Source organism: Roseburia sp. AF02-12, from assembly GCF_003461765.1.
GTDB classification, from domain to species: domain Bacteria; phylum Bacillota; class Clostridia; order Lachnospirales; family Lachnospiraceae; genus Roseburia_C; species Roseburia_C amylophila.
The window spans coordinates 26,719-45,044 of sequence record NZ_QTXS01000003.1 but is presented as its reverse complement, the minus strand read 5'-3'; the positions used below and the strand labels follow the sequence as shown (position 1 = coordinate 45,044).

The 18,326-nt window shown below is 42.8% G+C and carries 21 protein-coding genes and 1 pseudogene; 14 read left to right on the top strand and 8 right to left on the bottom strand.

Features of this window, described 5'->3' with window-relative positions; translation table 11 throughout:
- Window positions 1-14: 14 nt before the first annotated feature.
- Together DV740_RS13380 and DV740_RS13375 are read right to left on the bottom strand one after the other, a co-directional pair.
- The gene (locus tag DV740_RS13380) at window positions 15-1,370 is read right to left on the bottom strand and encodes a threonine/serine ThrE exporter family protein (protein WP_118088337.1); all 1,356 of its coding nucleotides are present in this window, start codon (window positions 1,368-1,370) and stop codon (window positions 15-17) included.
- Entirely contained in the window at window positions 1,363-2,115 is a 753-nt protein-coding gene (locus tag DV740_RS13375) for a DUF4866 domain-containing protein (protein ID WP_118088336.1), read from the bottom strand. Before DV740_RS13375 ends, DV740_RS13380 begins: the two co-directional genes overlap by 8 nt.
- 193 nt (window positions 2,116-2,308) lie before the next feature.
- On the opposite strand from DV740_RS13375, the gene DV740_RS13370 reads away from it, so the two are divergent.
- The 7 genes and pseudogenes from DV740_RS13370 to DV740_RS13340 all read left to right on the top strand — a co-directional run bounded on the left by DV740_RS13370 (window position 2,309) and on the right by DV740_RS13340 (window position 8,677).
- A complete protein-coding gene (locus DV740_RS13370) occupies window positions 2,309-3,199 on the top strand; it encodes a LysR family transcriptional regulator (protein WP_118088335.1) in 891 nt (296 codons plus the stop codon).
- Between the two features lie 4 nt (window positions 3,200-3,203).
- A complete protein-coding gene (locus DV740_RS13365; protein ID WP_118088334.1) occupies window positions 3,204-4,118 on the top strand; it encodes a LysR family transcriptional regulator in 915 nt (304 codons plus the stop codon).
- A pseudogene (gene yfcE / locus DV740_RS13360) lies at window positions 4,115-4,633 on the top strand (phosphodiesterase); the annotation flags it as partial. The gene DV740_RS13365 and the pseudogene yfcE, both read left to right, overlap by 4 nt.
- A 260-nt stretch (window positions 4,634-4,893) precedes the next feature.
- On the top strand, window positions 4,894-6,012 hold the full coding sequence (locus tag DV740_RS13355; RefSeq protein ID WP_118088390.1) for a 5-methyltetrahydropteroyltriglutamate--homocysteine S-methyltransferase: 1,119 nt from the start codon (window positions 4,894-4,896) through the stop codon (window positions 6,010-6,012).
- An 88-nt stretch (window positions 6,013-6,100) separates the two neighbouring features.
- Entirely contained in the window at window positions 6,101-7,927 is a 1,827-nt protein-coding gene (locus tag DV740_RS13350) for a DUF4368 domain-containing protein (RefSeq protein ID WP_117842099.1), read from the top strand.
- A gap of 80 nt (window positions 7,928-8,007) precedes the next feature.
- Window positions 8,008-8,361: a TnpV protein gene (locus DV740_RS13345; protein WP_117842098.1), complete on the top strand. Its 354-nt coding sequence runs from the start codon at window positions 8,008-8,010 to the stop codon at window positions 8,359-8,361.
- 16 nt (window positions 8,362-8,377) lie between these two features.
- Window positions 8,378-8,677 carry a hypothetical protein gene (locus DV740_RS13340; protein WP_118088332.1) on the top strand — a complete coding sequence of 100 codons (300 nt, stop codon included), beginning with the start codon at window positions 8,378-8,380 and terminating at the stop codon, window positions 8,675-8,677.
- Window positions 8,678-8,704: 27 nt separating this feature from the next.
- Here the strand turns inward: DV740_RS13340 and DV740_RS13335 are convergent, their stop codons facing one another.
- Entirely contained in the window at window positions 8,705-9,073 is a 369-nt protein-coding gene (locus DV740_RS13335; RefSeq protein WP_117842096.1) for a helix-turn-helix transcriptional regulator, read from the bottom strand.
- Between the two features lie 204 nt (window positions 9,074-9,277).
- Here DV740_RS13335 and DV740_RS13330 point away from each other — a divergent pair, with 204 nt between their 5' ends.
- The 4 genes from DV740_RS13330 (at window position 9,278) to tnpA (ending at window position 12,741) form a co-directional block, all read left to right on the top strand.
- Window positions 9,278-9,943 carry a response regulator transcription factor gene (locus tag DV740_RS13330; protein ID WP_117842095.1) on the top strand — a complete coding sequence of 222 codons (666 nt, stop codon included), beginning with the start codon at window positions 9,278-9,280 and terminating at the stop codon, window positions 9,941-9,943.
- Complete coding sequence (locus DV740_RS13325; RefSeq protein ID WP_118088331.1) at window positions 9,927-11,378, top strand: sensor histidine kinase; 1,452 nt, start codon at window positions 9,927-9,929, stop codon at window positions 11,376-11,378. Before DV740_RS13330 ends, DV740_RS13325 begins: the two co-directional genes overlap by 17 nt.
- Before the next feature lie 97 nt (window positions 11,379-11,475).
- A complete protein-coding gene (locus tag DV740_RS13320) occupies window positions 11,476-12,015 on the top strand; it encodes a hypothetical protein (protein ID WP_117842093.1) in 540 nt (179 codons plus the stop codon).
- A gap of 255 nt (window positions 12,016-12,270) precedes the next feature.
- Window positions 12,271-12,741 (top strand): IS200/IS605 family transposase, encoded by a 471-nt coding sequence (tnpA, locus tag DV740_RS13315; RefSeq protein ID WP_117842092.1) that lies wholly within the window; start codon window positions 12,271-12,273, stop codon window positions 12,739-12,741.
- A gap of 180 nt (window positions 12,742-12,921) precedes the next feature.
- Here tnpA and DV740_RS13310 read toward each other — a convergent pair whose 3' ends face one another.
- Together DV740_RS13310 and DV740_RS13305 are read right to left on the bottom strand one after the other, a co-directional pair.
- A complete protein-coding gene (locus DV740_RS13310) occupies window positions 12,922-13,686 on the bottom strand; it encodes a sulfite exporter TauE/SafE family protein (RefSeq protein WP_118088330.1) in 765 nt (254 codons plus the stop codon).
- A 1-nt stretch (window position 13,687) separates the two neighbouring features.
- On the bottom strand, window positions 13,688-14,122 hold the full coding sequence (locus tag DV740_RS13305; protein WP_117697874.1) for a MarR family winged helix-turn-helix transcriptional regulator: 435 nt from the start codon (window positions 14,120-14,122) through the stop codon (window positions 13,688-13,690).
- A 253-nt stretch (window positions 14,123-14,375) separates the two neighbouring features.
- Here DV740_RS13305 and DV740_RS13300 point away from each other — a divergent pair, with 253 nt between their 5' ends.
- Complete coding sequence (locus DV740_RS13300; protein ID WP_117842089.1) at window positions 14,376-14,864, top strand: prolyl-tRNA synthetase associated domain-containing protein; 489 nt, start codon at window positions 14,376-14,378, stop codon at window positions 14,862-14,864.
- A 157-nt stretch (window positions 14,865-15,021) separates the two neighbouring features.
- Here the strand turns inward: DV740_RS13300 and DV740_RS13295 are convergent, their stop codons facing one another.
- Both DV740_RS13295 and DV740_RS13290 read right to left on the bottom strand, forming a co-directional pair.
- The gene (locus DV740_RS13295) at window positions 15,022-15,564 is read right to left on the bottom strand and encodes an NADH peroxidase (RefSeq protein WP_022244330.1); all 543 of its coding nucleotides are present in this window, start codon (window positions 15,562-15,564) and stop codon (window positions 15,022-15,024) included.
- An 84-nt stretch (window positions 15,565-15,648) separates the two neighbouring features.
- Window positions 15,649-16,107 carry a Fur family transcriptional regulator gene (locus DV740_RS13290; RefSeq protein ID WP_118088329.1) on the bottom strand — a complete coding sequence of 153 codons (459 nt, stop codon included), beginning with the start codon at window positions 16,105-16,107 and terminating at the stop codon, window positions 15,649-15,651.
- Window positions 16,108-16,321: 214 nt separating this feature from the next.
- Between DV740_RS13290 and DV740_RS13285 the strand changes: the two genes are divergently transcribed.
- A complete protein-coding gene (locus tag DV740_RS13285; RefSeq protein ID WP_118088328.1) occupies window positions 16,322-17,197 on the top strand; it encodes a DUF6128 domain-containing protein in 876 nt (291 codons plus the stop codon).
- Here DV740_RS13285 and DV740_RS13280 read toward each other — a convergent pair.
- A complete protein-coding gene (locus tag DV740_RS13280) occupies window positions 17,106-17,729 on the bottom strand; it encodes a GNAT family N-acetyltransferase (RefSeq protein WP_118088327.1) in 624 nt (207 codons plus the stop codon). The two genes, DV740_RS13285 and DV740_RS13280, sit on opposite strands and share 92 nt — an antisense overlap.
- A gap of 97 nt (window positions 17,730-17,826) precedes the next feature.
- Between DV740_RS13280 and tadA the strand changes: the two genes are divergently transcribed.
- Entirely contained in the window at window positions 17,827-18,312 is a 486-nt protein-coding gene (gene tadA, locus DV740_RS13275) for a tRNA adenosine(34) deaminase TadA (protein ID WP_022244326.1), read from the top strand.
- The last annotated feature ends 14 nt before the right edge of the window (window positions 18,313-18,326 follow it).

Sequence of the window (18,326 nt, the reverse complement as noted above, 5' to 3'; positions counted from 1 at the left end):
GCGTATAAAATTTATCAGGTGCAGTACCGGAAGGTCCGGTCGGTAAGTATTCTTGCAAAAATAAGTCCCAGCGGCAGGGCGATAATAATCATTATGGCAATGGAGAACCAGGAAACCGCTTCCGTTAAGGACATAATGCCAAAGTTATAGAAGGAGCGGTAAAGATATAGTCCCGGAACCATAATTACAATGGAAGGTACGGTTAAAGAGATTCGCGGATATCCATTGTTTTTCTTAATAAAGGATGCCAGCAGACCGGCGGTCAGTGCACCGATAAAGGCAGCAGCAGCGGCTGGAATTCCGGTAAAGTCAACCAGTTCCAGACGTAAGGTATTGGCAACGGAGCCAATCAGTGCAGCAGTAGCTGCCATGGGAATGGAACTGTTAAACATAATAGAGAATCCAAATACGCCGCAGAAGCTTGCAATTAACCGCAGAACCAGTCGTGAAACATCACTGAGATTTACAGAGGTAAAGTCCTGAGGCTGAAGTCTAAGCAGCATTGCCATAATCCAGGCAAACATGGTAGCCACAAGAACAATGATGATGGAATAGGTCAGCCGCTCCAGTCCGGAACGAAGATCCAGTTTCGCAAGGTCAATGCCGCTTGTGATAAATGGAAAGCCCGGGATAATAAACAACATGGAGCAGATGTATCCGGCTTCATGGACTGCCGGAACATGGAAAAAAATTTCGGCAGCTTTTAAGCAGATGGCATACATAAGGCAGGCGGCGGAAATAGAGACCGCAATATTTAAAAACAGCGTAAAATGATGTTTGATTAATTTGGTCCGGATAATATTTCCGATACCGGCTGCAATAAATGCCAGAATCATTTCCACAGGGCCTCCGCCCAGAAGAAAAGTAAATGCGCAGCAGGCTAAGGCTGCCGCAAGTCCCAGTTTGGCGGGAGAATAAAGGGCGTGGATTTTTTCGATTTCATCCAGCCGCTTATGGATTTCCTCGCCGGTTAAATGGGCTTCTTCCTTTGGAAAGCTTTCTACGAATTGTTCCATGCGGTAAAGTTTGGAGGTGTTGACGCCGGTATTGGCGATGCTTAAGGACTGGGAGACACAGTCATTTCCATCAAAGCAGTTAAATTCGATGGACATAAGACCTACATCTACCGTACAGGTAACGCCCAGTTCCTTTGACAGCTTATTCATGGAAGTACGGACACGCCAGGCTCCGGTTCCACAGGATAACATGATTAATCCCACACGTCCGATGACCGAGGCTTTTTCAATCAGTCCCGCCTGGGCAATCAGTACGTTGCTGTCATCACTGGCATAATCATGCCAGGGTATTTCCATATGATTTTTTTCCATAATATCAATATATGAAGTAGTGGAAGATGCACTCTTATTCATAAATAATCGCCTCAGCTTTGGCAATATGCCGTTCCAGATTCTTTAAAAAAATGGAATTTGGAAGGAAAATGCCGATTTCATCATATTTTTCATCATGTTCCATAAGAGAATCCTGTCCGTAGAAGACAAATGCCATTGGAAGCTCTTTCTCTAATTTCAGTACAAGGTCGAAGATTGCAGAGTAGGCTTCCGCTTCAGTCTCCTTCTGCTTTATGGTATCCGGAAGCTCCCGGATGAGAAGCACCCCATGGCTGCGTTCTAAGACAAGCTGTCCAATGGTATCTTCACCGGTATAAGCGTGGCTGTATCGGTATGCCTGGGAAAAATACATATTCTTTGGTTCCCCTAAATCGCGGTAGCTCTCAAGAAAATGCTGATAATCCTTATTGTGAATATCACCACAATACTTTGGCAGAAGTCTGCCGGTATCATCGGTCATAATTATCGGATTTTCTTTTCCATCTGCGTTGAAACGGTAGGGAATCAGATAGGAATTCCTCAGTAAATCGAATAGGGTATTCTGGCAGATAGCCATAAGAAATGCCGATAAATCTTTATTTTGATAAGCATCAAAAAGAGCTTCTGAAAAATCCTGTGAAGAAAGAGAAGCATCAAATTCATCATTACAGAATAAGTAATTGCAAAAAGTTTCCTGAAGCTTTTCGCAGGCCCAAGGGTCATGCAAAATCTTTTCAAATAAAACGTCTGCTCTTTCTTCACGAGGGAAAAATGTTGAATTTTTCATAGAAAATATGCGCTTCCTTTCTGCTTTATAGCATTCGTAAAGAGCTGCCGGTGGCAGCTCCTTGTAGGGTTTGGGTGGAGAAATGTAAAGGGGTTGTTTCCCTTAATTTCGGCTTGATTATACTATTGCATTGGGAATAAGTAAAAGCTATAATTGATATAGTAGAAATAATAAATTGATATGGTGAAAATGTATGGATATAAATTTTGAATATTATAAGATTTTTTATTATGTGGCAAAATACAGTAATTTTACCAGGGCTGCCAATGCCCTTGGCAACAGTCAGCCTAATATCACAAGGGCAATGAACGGGCTGGAGCAGCAGCTTCACTGTACGCTTTTTGTCAGGACAAACCGCGGAGTACAGTTGACGCCGGAAGGGGAGAAGCTGTATACCCATGTGTCGGCAGCCATGTCGCATCTTTGGGCGGCAGAAGAGGAACTGGCAGACAGCAGCGGTCTTGCCCATGGAAGCATTTCCATTGGAGCCAGCGAGACTGCCCTTAACATATTTCTTTTGGATAAGCTGAAAGATTTCCATATGAAATATCCGGGAATCCGGTTGAAAATTTATAATCATTCAACACCTCAGGCAATTGAGGCAGTAAAGAGCGGACAGATAGATTTTGCAGTAGTGTCTGCACCGGCAGAAGTAGAGCAGCCACTAAAAAAAGTTAATCTGCGGACATTCCAGGAGGTACTGGTGGGTGGAACAACATTTACCGCACTGGGCAGTCAGGAGCTTTCCCTAAAGGATTTAAAGGATTATCCGTTAATCTGTCTGGGAAAAGAAACCATGACATTTCAGTTTTATAATAAGCTGTTTTTGTCTTATGGGCTGGCACTGGAGCCGGATACAGAGACAGCAACCACAGATCAGATACTGCCACTGGTAAAGAGTGAGCTTGGTCTGGCTTTCATCCCGGAACCGATGGCAAGAGAGGCCATTGAAAAACATGAAATCGTACAGATTTCTCTTTCGGAGACGATTCCAAAAAGAAATATCTGTATGGTATACGACAGTCAGCATCCTTTAAATGAGGCGGCGCGTCAGTTAAGAAAAGTCATTTTAGAAAGCAGGTGAGCATATGACACTTCAGCAGTTACGCTATATTACAACCGTGGCAGATACCGGAACCATCACGGAGGCGGCGAAGAAATTATACATTTCCCAGCCCAGCCTTACCAACGCCATCCATGAGCTGGAAAAGGAGATGGGCATTACCATTTTTAATCGGACGAATAAGGGAATCTTTATTTCCAGGGAAGGGGAAGAATTCTTAGGATATGCAAGGCAGGTATTGGAGCAGACCACCATCTTAGAGGATAAATATAAGAAAAACGGTGGCGGAAAAAAGCAGTTTTGCGTATCAACCCAGCATTACTCTTTTGCGGTAAATGCCTTTGTGGAGCTGGTAAAAAAATACGGGCAGGAGGAATATGATTTCAGCCTGCGGGAGACCCAGACCTATAAGTTAATCGAAGATGTAGCGCAAATGAGAAGTGAAATCGGAATCCTTTTCTTAAATGATTTCAATGAAAAAGTGATTATGAAAATATTGAAATCCTCCGATTTGGAATTTCATCTGTTATTTGTGGCAGAACCCCATGTTTTCATCAGCAGGCATCATCCGCTGGCAAAGAAGAAAATCATAACCAATGAAGAACTGGCAGAGTATCCGTATCTTTCCTATGAGCAGGGGGAACACAATTCCTTTTATTTCTCGGAAGAAATTTTCTCCTCTTTTGAGCGGAAGAAAAATATCCGCGTCAGTGACCGGGCAACCTTATTTAATCTTCTGATTGGTTTAAATGGTTATACGGTGTGCAGCGGAATCATTGACCAGAAATTAAATGGCGAAGATATTATCGCAGTGCCGCTGGCAGATGAAGGTGATATGAGAATCGGATATGTGACCCACCGGAAGGGAATGATAAGCCGGTTAGGGGAAACCTACCTTGAGGCATTAAAGAAATATATTACAGGAGAACAAAGCGTATGAAATGGATGATAGCATCGGATATTCACGGCTCGGCATATTATTGTAACGAGTTACTTATGGCATATAAGAGGGAAAAGGCAGACCGGCTGCTGTTGCTGGGAGATATTTTATATCATGGACCAAGAAATGACCTGCCAAAAGAATATGCGCCGAAGAAAGTAATTGCATTATTAAATGAGCATAAGCAGGATATTCTCTGTGTGCGTGGAAACTGCGATACGGAGGTAGACCAGATGGTATTGGAATTTCCGATACTTTCTGATTATTGCGTGGTGGCGGATGAGGAAAGGCTGATTTATGCAACCCACGGCCACCATTATAATGAAGAGAATCTGCCGCCGCTTCATAAGGGAGATATCCTGTTATGCGGACATACCCATGTCCCAAAATGCACGGAACATGAAGATTTTATCTATATGAATCCCGGTTCTGTTTCCATTCCAAAAGAAGAAAGCTGGCATGGCTATATGATTTATGACCGGGGCAGATTTGTCTGGAAAAACCTGCAGGGAGAAGAGAAAATGCAGTATCCGAAGAGAATCCTGGAATCAAGAGGACGCTATAATGAATGCGGCAGTGACGGACAGGATATTTATGGGATAAAAGAGAAAGTAAGAAAGCATGTACGGGGAATAGAAAAGTAATTTTCCAATCAAAAATAAGGGCTTACCATAGTTTAAAACTATGGACAACATTTATTTTTATGTATTTTTCAGAATGAGGAACTCCAATTATAATGAGGGAAATCAATTCACAGGAAATGGAGAAAATCAGAATGAAGAATTTAACAACACCGTTCCGATACGATTATGTAGGAAGTTTTTTACGTCCGGAAAAATTAAAGAAAGCCCGTGCTGACTTTGAAGCAGGGAAAATTACCAGAGAGCAGTTAAAAGAGGTAGAGGATGTCTGTATTTTAGAACTGGTCGCAAAGATAAAGGAGCTTGGATACCATGTGATTACCGATGGGGAGTTTCGCAGAGCCACCTGGCATCTGGACTTTATGTGGGGATTCGATGGAATCGAGCATAAGAAGACTGTAGATGGAAATACAACCTTTGACGGCGAAGCAGCAATGATAGATGACACTTTCATGGTGGGAAAGATTTCCATAAAGAATCATCCATTCGTTGATCATTTCAAATTTGTAAAAGCACTGGAAGATGAGAATACCATAGCAAAGCAGACCGTTCCATCTCCAGCCCAGTTCTATGCTTATTTCACCGGCGCAGAGCTTTTGGATACAACCCTTGAAATTTATGGAACAGAAGAAGCTTTTGCAGAGGATGTCATCAGGGCATATGGAGAATTTATTGAGGAAATCTATGCAGCAGGCTGCAGAAATCTTCAGTTCGATGACTGTGTATGGGGTGGACTGGTAAATCCGAAGCTTGCCGTTGCACTGACCGGAAGAAGAGGCGAAGCATTGGAAGAATATAAGAAGGTTATTCTTGCATTAAATAATAAGGTAGTAGAAGAGGCACCGGCTGACCTGATCATCAACACCCATGTATGCCGTGGAAATTATCATTCTACTTTCTTCAGCTCCGGCGCATATGACGGAGTAGCAGATTTGTTATTCGGAGAGGAGAATGTCAATGCTTATTATCTGGAATATGATGATGAGCGTTCCGGTGGTTTCGCACCGCTGGCAAAAATAACCGGCAATAAGAAGGTGGTATTAGGACTTGTTACCACCAAGACACCGAAGTTTGAAAACAAGCAGTCAGTCATTGCAAGAATAAAAGAAGCGTCCAAATATGTTCCGTTGGAAAATCTCTATTTAAGTCCACAGTGTGGATTTGCCTCCTGCGAAATCGGTAACAAGCTTACGGAAAAAGAACAGTGGGCGAAACTGAAGCTTGTCAAGGAAATCGCAGAAGAGGTCTGGTGATATATGCTCTAAGTGACTTCTTAATCATGATTTTGTCATGGTTAGTGAAGCAGTCACTTAGAGCATTTTCATTTCAGGAGGTACAGCCATGAGAAACGAAAAAATCACCCCACTGTACGAGCGTTTGAGCCGCGACGATGAGTTACAGGGCGAGAGCAATTCCATATCCAACCAAAAGCAGATGTTAGAGGATTTTGCCCGCCGGAACGGGCTGCCCAACCCTACGCACTTTACCGATGATGGTATCTCAGGCACCCGTTTTGACCGCCCCGGATTTTTGGCGATGATGGAGGAAGTGGAGGCAGGGCGTGTAGAGGCAATCGTCATCAAGGACATGAGCCGGTTGGGGCGCGACTATCTAAAGGTCGGTCAGGTCATGGAGGTTTTGCGGCAGCGCGGAGTTCGGCTGATTGCGATCAATGACGGTGTGGACAGTCTGAAAGGCGATGACGATTTTACCCCGTTCCGCAACATTATGAATGAATTTTACGCCCGTGATACCAGCCGGAAAATCCGCTCTATGTTTAAGTCAAAAGGCATGAGTGGCAAGCACCTGACCGGCACTGTGATTTACGGCTACTTATGGGACGAAAAACGGGAGCATTGGCTGGTAGATGAGGAAGCTGCCGAAGTGGTACGCCGTATATTCTCCCTCACGCTGGAGGGATATGGGCCTTACCAGATCGCCTGCAAATTATCCACAGACCGGATTGAAATTCCTGTCGTACAGCTTGCCCGCTTCAACGAGGGTGTGAACCGTTCAAAGCCGGTCAAAGACCCCTATGGATGGGGATCATCTACCATCGTGAACATTTTGAAAAAACGAGAGTATTTGGGGCATACCATCAATTTCAAGACCCGCAAGCACTTTAAGGACAAGAAAAGCCACTATGTTTCTGAGGACGAATGGACGATCTTTGAGAATACCCATGAAGCCATTATCGACCAGCAGACCTTTGATCTGGTGCAAAAAATCCGCAGCAATGTACGGCGTTATCCAAACGGCTGGGGCGAAGCGGCTCCCCTCACAGGTTTGCTCTATTGTGCCGATTGCGGCGGCAAGATGTATGTCCACCGCACCAACAATGGCAGGCGGATTTCTCAATATACCTGTTCCAATTATACCAAAGTTCCGTGTGGGACACTATGCCCTACACAACACCGTATCAATGAGAGTGCTGTCCTGACATTGGTTTCTGACACGCTCCGGGCTATCGCTGAATATTCCAGAAATGACCGGACGGAATTTATCCACACCGTTCAGGAAATGCAGGTTGCTCAACAGAGTGCCGATATATCGAAAAAGCGCAGGCGTCTGGCTGCTGCTCAAAAGAGAGCCGGAGAACTGGAAAAACTGATTTGCAAAATCTATGAGGACAACGCCCTCGGCAAGCTGCCGGATGCACGATATAAGGCGCTTGATACACAGTATGCCAAAGAGCAGGATGCACTTGAGATTGAAATTGCAGAGCTGGAAAAGGCTGTTACCGGCTACGAGCAAAGCCAGAAATCAGCGGAGAAATTTATAGCCCTGATTGATAAATACGAGAATTTTGACACGCTGACAAACACCATGCTCAACGAGTTTGTAGAGAAAATCCTTGTCCACGAACGCGCACGAAAAGGCAGTCAGGACACCACGCAGGAAATTGAAATCTACTTCAATTTTTTAGGACGCTATATCCCACCATCCTTACAGCCGGTTCCTTTAACCCCGGAGGAACAGGAAGAATTGCGAAAAAAAGAAGAACGCAAGGACAGGCTCCATCAGAACTATTTGAAACGAAAAGCCAGCGGCGCACAGAAACGGTATGAGGACAAAATCAAGGCGCAGAAAAAAGCGGAAATGGACGCTAAGAAAGCCCTGATCCGGGCTGAGGATATGAAAAAAGGTGTTTTTTCTACTATCGGTTAGCTGCCGAAAGAAAAACCGCGCAAAGGCAGCATAGCAGCCAGCGCAGCAGTCTAATCATCACGAAGCAAAGGAGAATGAAAATGAGTAAGTTGACTTACATTCGTTGTGGAGATTATGATATACCCAACCTAAAACTTTCTGAACAGCCGGAAACTTCTATCGGCAAGTACGGCAGGATGAGAAAATCCTACCTAAAGAAACATCGCCCCATTCTCTACAACCAACTGCTGATGAGCGAGAAGCTGTATCCACACCTGTTAGAGATTGACCGGACAGCGCAGGAGCGCGTGGACACCATGTTGCCTCACATGATGGAAGTTGCGGGTGTCACGGAGGAACTGAAAGCCTGTGACCCTATGCGCTGGGTGGGGCTGATGAACACATTAACGGCACAGATTGAGGAAATTTTAATCAGGGAACTGATTTGCAGATGAATGGGAGGTGCGGGAAATGCTGACCTTTGAAAAGATTTTGAAAGTGTTTCAGGCATATCTGGATGATGATCCACTGTATGAGGTGGTTCAGACCAGCCACGGTTATACATTGATGGCATGGGAACCCCACCGGAATGACTGGTACAGCGCTAAAATACAGAAAACCCCGGAGGATTTACGGAACGCTTTGTTGGGTACATACGCTAACTTTCTGGAAGATAAGATTACCGGAAATGACCGTGACCTGACTGCGACAGAAACCGCAGAAATCCAGCAGAGGTGCCGGGAACTTTGGGAAAAGTGCCGGGAAACTTGATATAGAAACGCCAGAAGGAGGCCGCGATTATGCGTCCTCCTTCTGCTTCGCAGTCTGTTCCATTTTGAGCGCCCCGTCTATGGCACCTTCGATAATCGGCAGGTATTCTTCAGGGCAAAGCTTCAGCTTGTGGCTGACCCGTTGCCGCTGTTCGCTTTCTTCTCGCATGATCTCCGGATTAAAATACCGTTCCACGGGAAGTCCGCAGACCTTAATCAACTGGATCATCACAGGCAGGCTCGGAATCGCACCTTGATTCTCAATGTTGGCAAGATACCGCCATTCAATCCCAACCATTTCTGCCAATGTTTTTCGTGCCAGATGCTTTGCCTCTCGTGCGGCTTTGACATCTGCGCCGAAGGTTTCAAAACCGGGACAATCTTCAACTTTCGCCATATAACATCACCCGGTTACATTGTATAATTCATACTTCGCCCGTGAAATGTTGCTATATGCAGGTTAGTTGAAGTTTATAATTCATATTCGCGCTTGCTTTGCAACACAGAGGTAACTTATAATTACAATAATCTTTCTAAATCTTGAGTTCTCCATAATAGATACATATTTCTTTGCTATAATTGAATGTTAGGAGGTAGACTTATGCAGAAAATTTTAGTTGTTGAAGATGATATTGACATTCAAGATATATTAAAAAACCATTTGACCGATGCAGGATATGAGGTTGTGATTGCTGACGATGGTGTAGACGGAATTGCAAAGTTTGATGATACCATTAGTCTTGTCCTGCTGGACATCATGCTACCCAAGATTGATGGCTATGGTGTATGTGAGGTCATTCGCCAAAAGTCGCAAGTTCCGATTATTATGCTTACTGCGCTCTCGGACGAAGAAAACCAACTAAAGGGGTTCAAACAGCAGATTGATGATTACATTCCCAAACCTTTTTCTCCCAAAATTCTGCTGTGCAAGATTGCAGCGATTCTTCGTCGTGGAACCGCTGAAAACAAAAAGCAATCCCTGCTTACCTATAAAGAGCTGAGTATGGATATTGAAGGATTCCATTTATATCACAGCGGCAGTGAAGTCATTTTAACCAGCAAAGAGTTTGCACTGCTCAGACTTATGTTGGAAAATCAAGGGAAAGTTTTTACCAGACAAATGTTGCTTGACCGGCTTTGGGACGATGACGCGTTTGTGGAAGATCGTATTGTAGATAGCCACATAAAAAATATACGAAAAAAGTTGGATGCCGATTATATAGAAACTATCAGAGGGGTGGGATATAGAATTGATAAGGAAAATTAGAACGAGCCTAACTGCTAAGCTCTTTTTATCTACAACTATTCTTTTGATTGCAGTGTGCTTGATCTCTGTTTTTAGCATGGCGAGATATATTCCTCAAACTTATAGCAATCGTCTTAGTGCAGATTTGCAAAAGCAAGCAAATGATTTAGTGCCAGCATTGGAAAATGCGAATTCCTTAGATGAATGCTACTCGCTTGTTAGACAATTTGTAATACAGACCAATGCAACTGCTTACATTGAAGATGAGAATGGAAATATTTTATATTCAAGTGATGAACTGACAATAACAACAGACCAGGATTCGGTTGCTACAATTCAAGAACACTCTGATAGTGGAATAGTTACAGATGACAATTTACTATCAGAAGCAGGCTATGTGTTTACCTTATTAGGTAGTGAATATACCCTTTATGTCCAGAGTGATTTGGTGTCCATCAATCAAGCAACGGAAGCAATTTGGCAAACCATCCCACTTGTGATATTGGGAATTTTTTTGATGTCTATATTGTTTTCTGTAATTTATTCACGCTACATAACCAAACCAATTATCGAATTAAGCAGTACATCTAAAAAATTGGCTCGCCTTGATTTTGAACCGCACGGAAATTCTAATCGTTTGGATGAGATAGGAATACTATCAGACAGCTTGAATGTTCTGTCGGATAACTTGCAACTTACATTGACAGAACTAAAAAAAAGCAACTCAGAGTTGGAAGTGGAAATATTGAAAGAGCGAGAACTTGAACAAAAGCAGCAGGAATTCTTCTCGGCGGCGTCACATGAACTAAAAACTCCTTTGACAATATTGAAAGGTCATTTGCTGGGTATGCTCAACAAGGTTAAGGGATATGAAAACCATGAGTTGTATATGGAGCGGTCTCTGGCTGTTGTTGAGAAGATGGAAACATTAGTAAAAGAATTGCTATATGTATCTAAAACAGGCGGAAAGCAAAAATCTGAATATAGGACGATTGACTTTGCAGAACTTCTTCGGATACAAATAGCCGATGTATCAGATTTACTATCTGAAAAAGGAATATCTCTTGATGTGGATATTCCTGACAAACTTTTGTGTGAAGTAGATCCAGCACAGATGGAACGAGCCATTCAAAATGTTTTAGTAAATGCAATTCGCTATTCGCCAAATGGTGAAACGATTTGTATATCCTTGTCAAACGAGAAAAATACCGTTTACTGTGAAATTGAAAATACAGGTGTTCATATTCCAGAGGATATGGTTTCTCACTTGTTCGAAGCGTTTTATAGGGCAGATACCTCTCGCAATCGTAATACAGGAGAAACTGGATTAGGTCTTTATATCGTTCGCAAAATCATGGAATTGCACCATGCAAAATATGGTATCAAAAATTCAAGTAGCGGCGTGAAGTTTTGGTTTGAAATTCCGCAAAAAAGAAATGTTATCAGCTCCATCTAAACTCCACATTCCTTGCAAACTATATCCAAATCATTTTGTTATATTATAGCTGTCCTTAAAAGGGCAGCTATAATTTTTGAAAGTGAGGTAAAACAAAATGGTAAGAGTAAAGATGATGGGGGCATTGGCCCTAACAGCACTGATGGGATTGGGCGCAATAGGTCCCGTGAATGCGTTTGCAGAAGCTCGTGCACTAAATGCACCAGCGACCAAATCTACACCGCAAGAAACGGTTGCATCCATGACGGATAATTCGGATGGCGTTATGAGTTATAAGGATAAAGCGAGTGGCAAAAACTTTGTCAGTGAGGACAACGGCGCAACCTGGGTGTCTGAAGAAGATTATGAAAGCAGCCATCCCACAATTAACTACGACTGGTGGACCTATGATGAGTACAAAGAATGGCTGGAACTGGAAAAGAAAAATCTTCAAGAAATGGCGGATGAGCACACAATGGTTGAAACCAGCGAAGGTCGTTTCGAGTGGACACAGGAAATGACAGATCAGTGTATTGCTGAATATGAGCAAACCTTAAATGACATCAAAAACGGACTTCTCGTATCTAAATCCGTGGATGGAGATACTGAGTGCATGACAACTTTCAGTCCTAATTGGGTTAGCACTACTGCCGATTAACAGCGTACAAAAGTTGATTTAGACGCTGCCGCACGACGGCAAAAGAAAAAAAGCCGTCGTACAGCAGACACATTTTCACGCGCCCATGAAGCGGCGGCTTTGATTTTCAGAGCCGCCGTTTCTTTGTATCTTATACAAATAAACCACCTGCTATGCAGGTGTGTCCACAGATGCTTTAGCTTACAGTAAAAAACCCCCAATGTTATACTAAGTACAGGTTCGCCAACCGTACTTAAGACAAAGGAGGTATCCTAAATGGATGTTAATAGTTTAGCACATACAAAGTGGAATTGTAAGTATCATATTGTATTTGCACCAAAATACAGAAGAAAGATTGCATATGGAAAGTTGAAACAAGATATAGCAAATATATTAAGTATGCTGTGTAAAAGAAAGAATGTAAAAATTGTTGAGGCTGAAATATGCCCAGACCATGTGCATATGTTGGTTGAATTGCCGCCGAATATAAGTGTATCGAGCTTTATGGGATATTTAAAAGGAAAAAGCACATTAATGATATTTGAAAGGCATGCAAATTTGAAATATAAATATGGAAATCGACATTTCTGGTGTAGAGGATATTATGTGGACACAGTAGGAAAAAATGCAAAGAAGATACAAGAGTATATTCAAAATCAATTAAAAGATGATTTAGAATATGATCAAATGACACTGAAAGAGTATATAGACCCGTTTACGGGTGAGCCGGTAAAAACAAGCAAATAAAAGGAGCCCTTTAGGGCTAAGCAAGTAAATGATGTTGCGGCTGGCGGATCTTTTCGATGGGTCTTTAGACCCCAGTGCCGGTAACAGCCCCTTCTAGGGGCAGAACAAACCACCGGCTAAGCCGGTGGTTGTGATTGTGAATTTGATTAAAAAGTCCTTGACAATTTGTCTCTGGGAAGCTTAAAAAATCATTACCACAATTCCAAGAATTACCAGGATGACACCGGTAACCCGGTTCAGTGTCTTTGGGGTGGCTTTATTGGCAAAGACAGCAGCAATTCTTGCCCAGATTAAGGTAAATACAATGCACAGAACCCAGACGGTGACGTTCGGCAGTCCGCCGATGGCAAAATGGGAAAGGGCACCGGTAAGTGCGGTAAAGGTCATAATAAATACACTGGTGCCAACAGCAGTTTTCAGTTCATATCCAAGTACAGAGGTCAGGATTAAAAGCATCATCATGCCGCCTCCGGCACCAACAAAGCCGCAGATAAAGCCAATCAGCACACCACAGATTATGGACTGGATGGCACGTTTCTTTGCAGAAACGGCAGACATGGATTCTTTCGTGGTCATAACCGGTTTTACGATAAATTTGATTCCTAACAGAAAGGTCATGAAAACGGAAAAGTTACCCATTGTGGCAGAAGGAACAAGGCTTGAAACATAGCTTCCTACTACGGTGAAAAGCAATACGCTGACCATCATAATCAGACCGTTTTTAATATCGAGGTTCTTATGCTTTCCATATGTATAGGCAGAAATGGCACTTGCCAAAACATCGGAAGAAAGCGCAATGCCGACTGCCATATATGGGTCAATGCCTAGAAAATGAATAAGCAGCGGACTGATGACAGCAGCGGCACTCATGCCGGCAAAACCGGTTCCAAGTCCGGCACCCATGCCCGCAAAAAATGTAACAAAAATCGTAGTTAATAAATCCATTTTAGGATACCTCCTCTAAAATCATATCCAGCGTTGTCTCCATCTGTGCCATTCCTTTAAAAAAGGCATCTTTCGTGGCATCATCCAGATCGGCAATCAGCCGGTCGGCAAAATCCTGCTGCAGAGCCTGTCCCTTTTTTATAACAGGGGCAGCTTTTTTCGTACATAGAAGCTGTGTCTTCCGGCGGTCGCCGGCAACCTCTTTGCGGCTGAGATAACCGTCTTTCACCAGCCGGTCTACATTGACGGAGACCAGATTTGCCTTAATCTGGCGCACTTCAACAATATCTCTGGCAGTTGAATATTCCGGATTATTTCCTAAAAACATCAAAATATCAAAAGCCGTCTGCGGCAGATGCAGTGACTGGCACAAAGGCTTACATACTGCAGTGTAGGCAGCAGACATTTTTCTTGCAAATGCAATACCTGTATTCATATAAGAGTCCTCCTGATGAAAATACTTCAAAATGAAATAGTTCAAAAATGAAATAAATATTTGAGGGTATACTAGCACCGGAAGGAAAAAAGGTAAAGTGAACTGGAAAAAATTTTATAAAAAGTTTATGATATAGTGAGCGCAAGCGAGCCATAGGGAGCCTGTTCACTTTTGGCGAACGGCGAATATTGATCATGGGCTGGTTTTGCACATGATATAATGAACGCAAGCGGGAAGAATGCGAGGAAATACAATGAATAAGCAGGAAATTTATGAATACCTGAGTCAACAGCATATCTGGTACGAAGTGACAGAGCATAAAGCTGTTTACAATATGGAAGATTTATCAGATGTGGAAATTCCTTATCCACAGGCAGATGCCAAGAATCTTTTTGTACGTGATAATAAGAAGCAGAATTATTATCTGATTACAGTGCGAGGGAACCAGAGGGTAGATTTAAAGGCATTTCGAAAGGCAAATGGAACGCGTCCGTTAAGTTTTGCCTCGGAAGAAGATTTAATTGAGAAAATGGGACTGCAGGCGGGTTCGGTAACGCCGCTTGGAGTACTCAACGATGAAACATGCAGCGTGAAGGTATTTGTGGATGCTTATTTTCTGGAAAATGATGCATTGATTGGAGTACATCCCAACGAGAATACTGCTACTATATGGATGAAGACAGAGGATTTACTCCGTATCATCCGGGCACATGGAAATGAAGTCCATTGTGTGTCGATGTAGAAAAAAATATCCGGAGAAATAGAGAGTTTTTAGATAATAATAGAGGAACGGAGAGAAGCAAGCCAAGTATTTTTATTCACGTGTTATGGAATGCAAAAAGGATAGACAGTTCATGAACCATCTATCCTTAGAATGCTTATTCTATGCGGTTTTAAGATTAACCAAAGTATCTCTTTAACAGACCTTCGAATGCCTTTCCGTGTCTAGCCTCATCTCTGGCCATCTCATGAACGGTATCATGGATTGCATCAAGGTTAGCAGCTTTAGCACGTTTTGCAAGGTCAAATTTACCAGCAGTAGCACCGTTTTCTGCATCTACACGCATTTCAAGGTTTTTCTTTGTACTGTCGGTTACAACTTCACCAAGCAGTTCTGCAAATTTAGCTGCATGTTCAGCCTCTTCAAAAGCTGCTTTCTCCCAGTAAAGTCCGATTTCCGGATATCCTTCTCTATGTGCAACTCTTGCCATTGCAAGGTACATTCCGACTTCAGAACATTCTCCTTCGAAGTTTGCTCTTAAATCAGCAATGATATCTTCTGGAGCACCCTGTGCTACACCAACTACATGCTCAGCAGCCCATGTCTTATCACCTGTCTGTTCTTTGAATTTTTCAGCCGGAGCTTTACATACCGGGCAGAACTCCGGAGCACTTTCACCTTCATAAACATAACCACATACTGTACAAACAAATTTTTTCATTTTAAAATCTCCTTTTCTTTTTATAATTGTATTTATATATCAATAATAGTAATTGTTACTGATATTAAATTAGCATAATTATTTTTAAATGTCAACTATTTTTTTTGAGACTTTCTGATTTTGTTTTTCTTTTTTATTTTCTGCAGAATTGGTTGATTTATCCAATAACTTTTTACATTCCGGACAAAGTCCGTAGAATCTGGTAATATGTCCCTCAATCAAACCGGCAAATTCTTCTGCAGCAATAACATTAATCAGATCAATGTTTTTCATTTTTAAATCGAGGACGGAATTACAGTTTGTACAGAAGAAGTGGTAATGAGGTTTCGGATTACCATCAAAGCGGTCCGGCCCATTTTCCGTTGAAATCTTTTGAATCTCGCCTAAATCTGCCAGGAGAGAGAGATTGCGGTATACCGTTCCCAGGCTGATGTTGGGATATTCCTGCCGGATATCGGAATAAACTGTTTCGGCAGTCGGATGGTCGGTACGTCCCATCAGGTTATTCTTAATACTTTCCCGTTGTCGGCTAAATTTAATCATATATTCTCCTCAACAAATAATAATAATCGTTATTGATTTTAATATAATTCTTAAAAGGAACTTTGTCAAGGAGAAGTGTAAAGTAAAAATCTGCATGTATGGGAAGTATAGGCTAAAAATCTGCATGTATGGGAAGTATAGGCTAAAAATCTGCATGGAATCTTAGAAGACGGAATATGATATAAGGAACAAAAAGATATAGGAAGGAAAGGTTATGCCGCAGTTTAAACGGTTCGTTGCATATCTTTATTATTATGAAAATGATACAAAGGAATATCTTGCCGGATTTGCCAGAGTAGAAATGCGCGGAGACATCTGCAGATTAGAGATACATTTAAAAGGAACAGAATATGCGGGGCAGGAAGGAAAGGTAAGCCTTTTTATCCGTAGGGAAGGAAAAATTCTGGCTTTTCCGGTGGGTAATATGCGGCTGATGTCCCAAAGCTCAGATTATAGTGGAAGGATTTCTGATGGTGAGCTGGGCGATGAAACCTGTCATATACAGGATGTATGTGGAATACTGATTCAGCCGGCAGATGGTAATTTTTATGGCAGCCAGTGGGACAATGGGGAGATACATAAGGAAGAAATAGAAATGCAAGCTGCAGAAGAGCCGTCTCTTCAGACTGAGGAAGTGCCGATGCACCATATTTTCCCGGAACAGATAAGCATGGAAGAAGGAATCCAGGAAAGAAGCACGCAGGAAAAAGGCACTGGGGAAAAAGAGGCCTCCATCTGGGAACACTGGGAGAATCTGAAGCAGAAAATGACGATTCTGCATCCTTTTGAAGGAGAGAATATCACCTGCGTCCATATGGAATTGCAGGATTTACGGGAACTGCCACAGAAATACTGGTGCCTTGGAAATAACAGCTTTCTTCTGCATGGCTTCTTTAATTACCGGTATCTTTTCTTTGGAGAACAGGTGACGCCGGAAGGACGGGAGCTGTTCTTAGCAGTGCCGGGGGTTTATCAGAAGCCGGAAAAAGTAATGGCTGCTATTTTTGGTTTTCCACAGTTCCGGACGGAAAAACCGTGCCAGCAGTTAGAGGGGACGTTTGGCTACTGGTATCGACGGATGGACGAATAAGGGCGAACCGGATATGGTCTTCCCATTTTCCCTGTATCAGGGCATATTCCCTGGCGACACCCTCCTGTTGGAAATCAAGGGATTCTAGCAGACGGATGGAAGCGGTATTTTCCGGCATGACGGCAGCTTCTATCCGGTGCAGATGAAGTTCTTCAAACATAAGCTGAATACCAAAAGCAAGGGCTTCGCAGGCGTATCCTCTGTGCCAGTATGCGGGGGAAAAGCGATAGCCGGTCTCACAGGAATAGTAAGTAGAACGGTTGATATTGCGGAAGCAGATGGTGCCTATGATTTCGTCGGGATTTTCCCTGCGGAATATATAGAAGCGGATGAGGCTGTGTTTTAAGGTGAGACTCAGCTCACAGTTCATCAGGGTCCGCTGGTAGGCCACCGTATAGAACTGCTCCGGGTGTATGGTTTCATATGGCTCAAAGACATTCCGGTTCTGCTTATAAAACTGAAGAACTGCAGGGGCATCATCTTCCCCTAACAATTTCAGGATTAAGCGGTCTGTTTCATAGATAAATTTCATGTTATTAACTCCTGCAGCTGGTATAAGAATACCTTTTTGTTACGCTCAAAATATGCTATTATTATAACAGAGAAAAGAGTAAAAGTCAGGAGTAAACATGGAACCGGAGATAAAATATATGAAAGCAGCCCTGCGGGAGGCAAGGAAAGCAGAAAAATTAGAGGAAGTTCCTATTGGCTGCGTGATTGTGCAGAATGATAAAATTATTGCCCGGGGCTATAACCGGCGCAATACCGATAAAAATACACTTTCCCATGCGGAACTGACTGCCATTAAAAAGGCATCAAAGAAGACCGGGGACTGGAGGCTTGAGGACTGCGTGATGTATGTGACCTTAGAACCATGCCAGATGTGCGCGGGAGCCATTGTGCAGTCCCGTATGAAAAAGGTGGTAATCGGAACTATGAATCCCAAGGCTGGATGCGCCGGTTCAGTGATGAATCTTTTGCAGGTGGCAGCATTTAATCATCAGGTAGAGATAGAGCGGGGTGTATTGGAGGAAGAATGTTCAGACATGCTGTCGGAATTTTTCAGACGGTTGCGTGAGAAGAAGAAACAGCAGAAAATGAAGGCAAAACCTTGACAATCCGGCATAAA

Excerpts from the sequence above, each read along its gene's own strand:
- DV740_RS13320 (WP_117842093.1), top strand. The coding sequence starts at position 11,476 with ATGGTAAGAGTAAAGATGATGGGGGCATTGGCCCTAACAGCACTGATG.
- DV740_RS13295 (WP_022244330.1), bottom strand. The coding sequence starts at position 15,564 with ATGAAAAAATTTGTTTGTACAGTATGTGGTTATGTTTATGAAGGTGAA.
- DV740_RS13370 (WP_118088335.1), top strand. The coding sequence starts at position 2,309 with ATGGATATAAATTTTGAATATTATAAGATTTTTTATTATGTGGCAAAA.
- DV740_RS13355 (WP_118088390.1), top strand. The coding sequence starts at position 4,894 with ATGAAGAATTTAACAACACCGTTCCGATACGATTATGTAGGAAGTTTT.
- DV740_RS13310 (WP_118088330.1), bottom strand. The coding sequence starts at position 13,686 with ATGGATTTATTAACTACGATTTTTGTTACATTTTTTGCGGGCATGGGT.
- DV740_RS13375 (WP_118088336.1), bottom strand. The coding sequence starts at position 2,115 with ATGAAAAATTCAACATTTTTCCCTCGTGAAGAAAGAGCAGACGTTTTA.
- tadA (WP_022244326.1), top strand. The coding sequence starts at position 17,827 with ATGGAACCGGAGATAAAATATATGAAAGCAGCCCTGCGGGAGGCAAGG.
- DV740_RS13350 (WP_117842099.1), top strand. The coding sequence starts at position 6,101 with ATGAGAAACGAAAAAATCACCCCACTGTACGAGCGTTTGAGCCGCGAC.
- DV740_RS13365 (WP_118088334.1), top strand. The coding sequence starts at position 3,204 with ATGACACTTCAGCAGTTACGCTATATTACAACCGTGGCAGATACCGGA.
- DV740_RS13335 (WP_117842096.1), bottom strand. The coding sequence starts at position 9,073 with ATGGCGAAAGTTGAAGATTGTCCCGGTTTTGAAACCTTCGGCGCAGAT.
- DV740_RS13300 (WP_117842089.1), top strand. The coding sequence starts at position 14,376 with ATGAATAAGCAGGAAATTTATGAATACCTGAGTCAACAGCATATCTGG.
- DV740_RS13330 (WP_117842095.1), top strand. The coding sequence starts at position 9,278 with ATGCAGAAAATTTTAGTTGTTGAAGATGATATTGACATTCAAGATATA.
- DV740_RS13305 (WP_117697874.1), bottom strand. The coding sequence starts at position 14,122 with ATGAATACAGGTATTGCATTTGCAAGAAAAATGTCTGCTGCCTACACT.
- DV740_RS13285 (WP_118088328.1), top strand. The coding sequence starts at position 16,322 with ATGCCGCAGTTTAAACGGTTCGTTGCATATCTTTATTATTATGAAAAT.
- DV740_RS13290 (WP_118088329.1), bottom strand. The coding sequence starts at position 16,107 with ATGATTAAATTTAGCCGACAACGGGAAAGTATTAAGAATAACCTGATG.
- DV740_RS13340 (WP_118088332.1), top strand. The coding sequence starts at position 8,378 with ATGCTGACCTTTGAAAAGATTTTGAAAGTGTTTCAGGCATATCTGGAT.
- tnpA (WP_117842092.1), top strand. The coding sequence starts at position 12,271 with ATGGATGTTAATAGTTTAGCACATACAAAGTGGAATTGTAAGTATCAT.
- DV740_RS13380 (WP_118088337.1), bottom strand. The coding sequence starts at position 1,370 with ATGAATAAGAGTGCATCTTCCACTACTTCATATATTGATATTATGGAA.
- DV740_RS13280 (WP_118088327.1), bottom strand. The coding sequence starts at position 17,729 with ATGAAATTTATCTATGAAACAGACCGCTTAATCCTGAAATTGTTAGGG.
- DV740_RS13345 (WP_117842098.1), top strand. The coding sequence starts at position 8,008 with ATGAGTAAGTTGACTTACATTCGTTGTGGAGATTATGATATACCCAAC.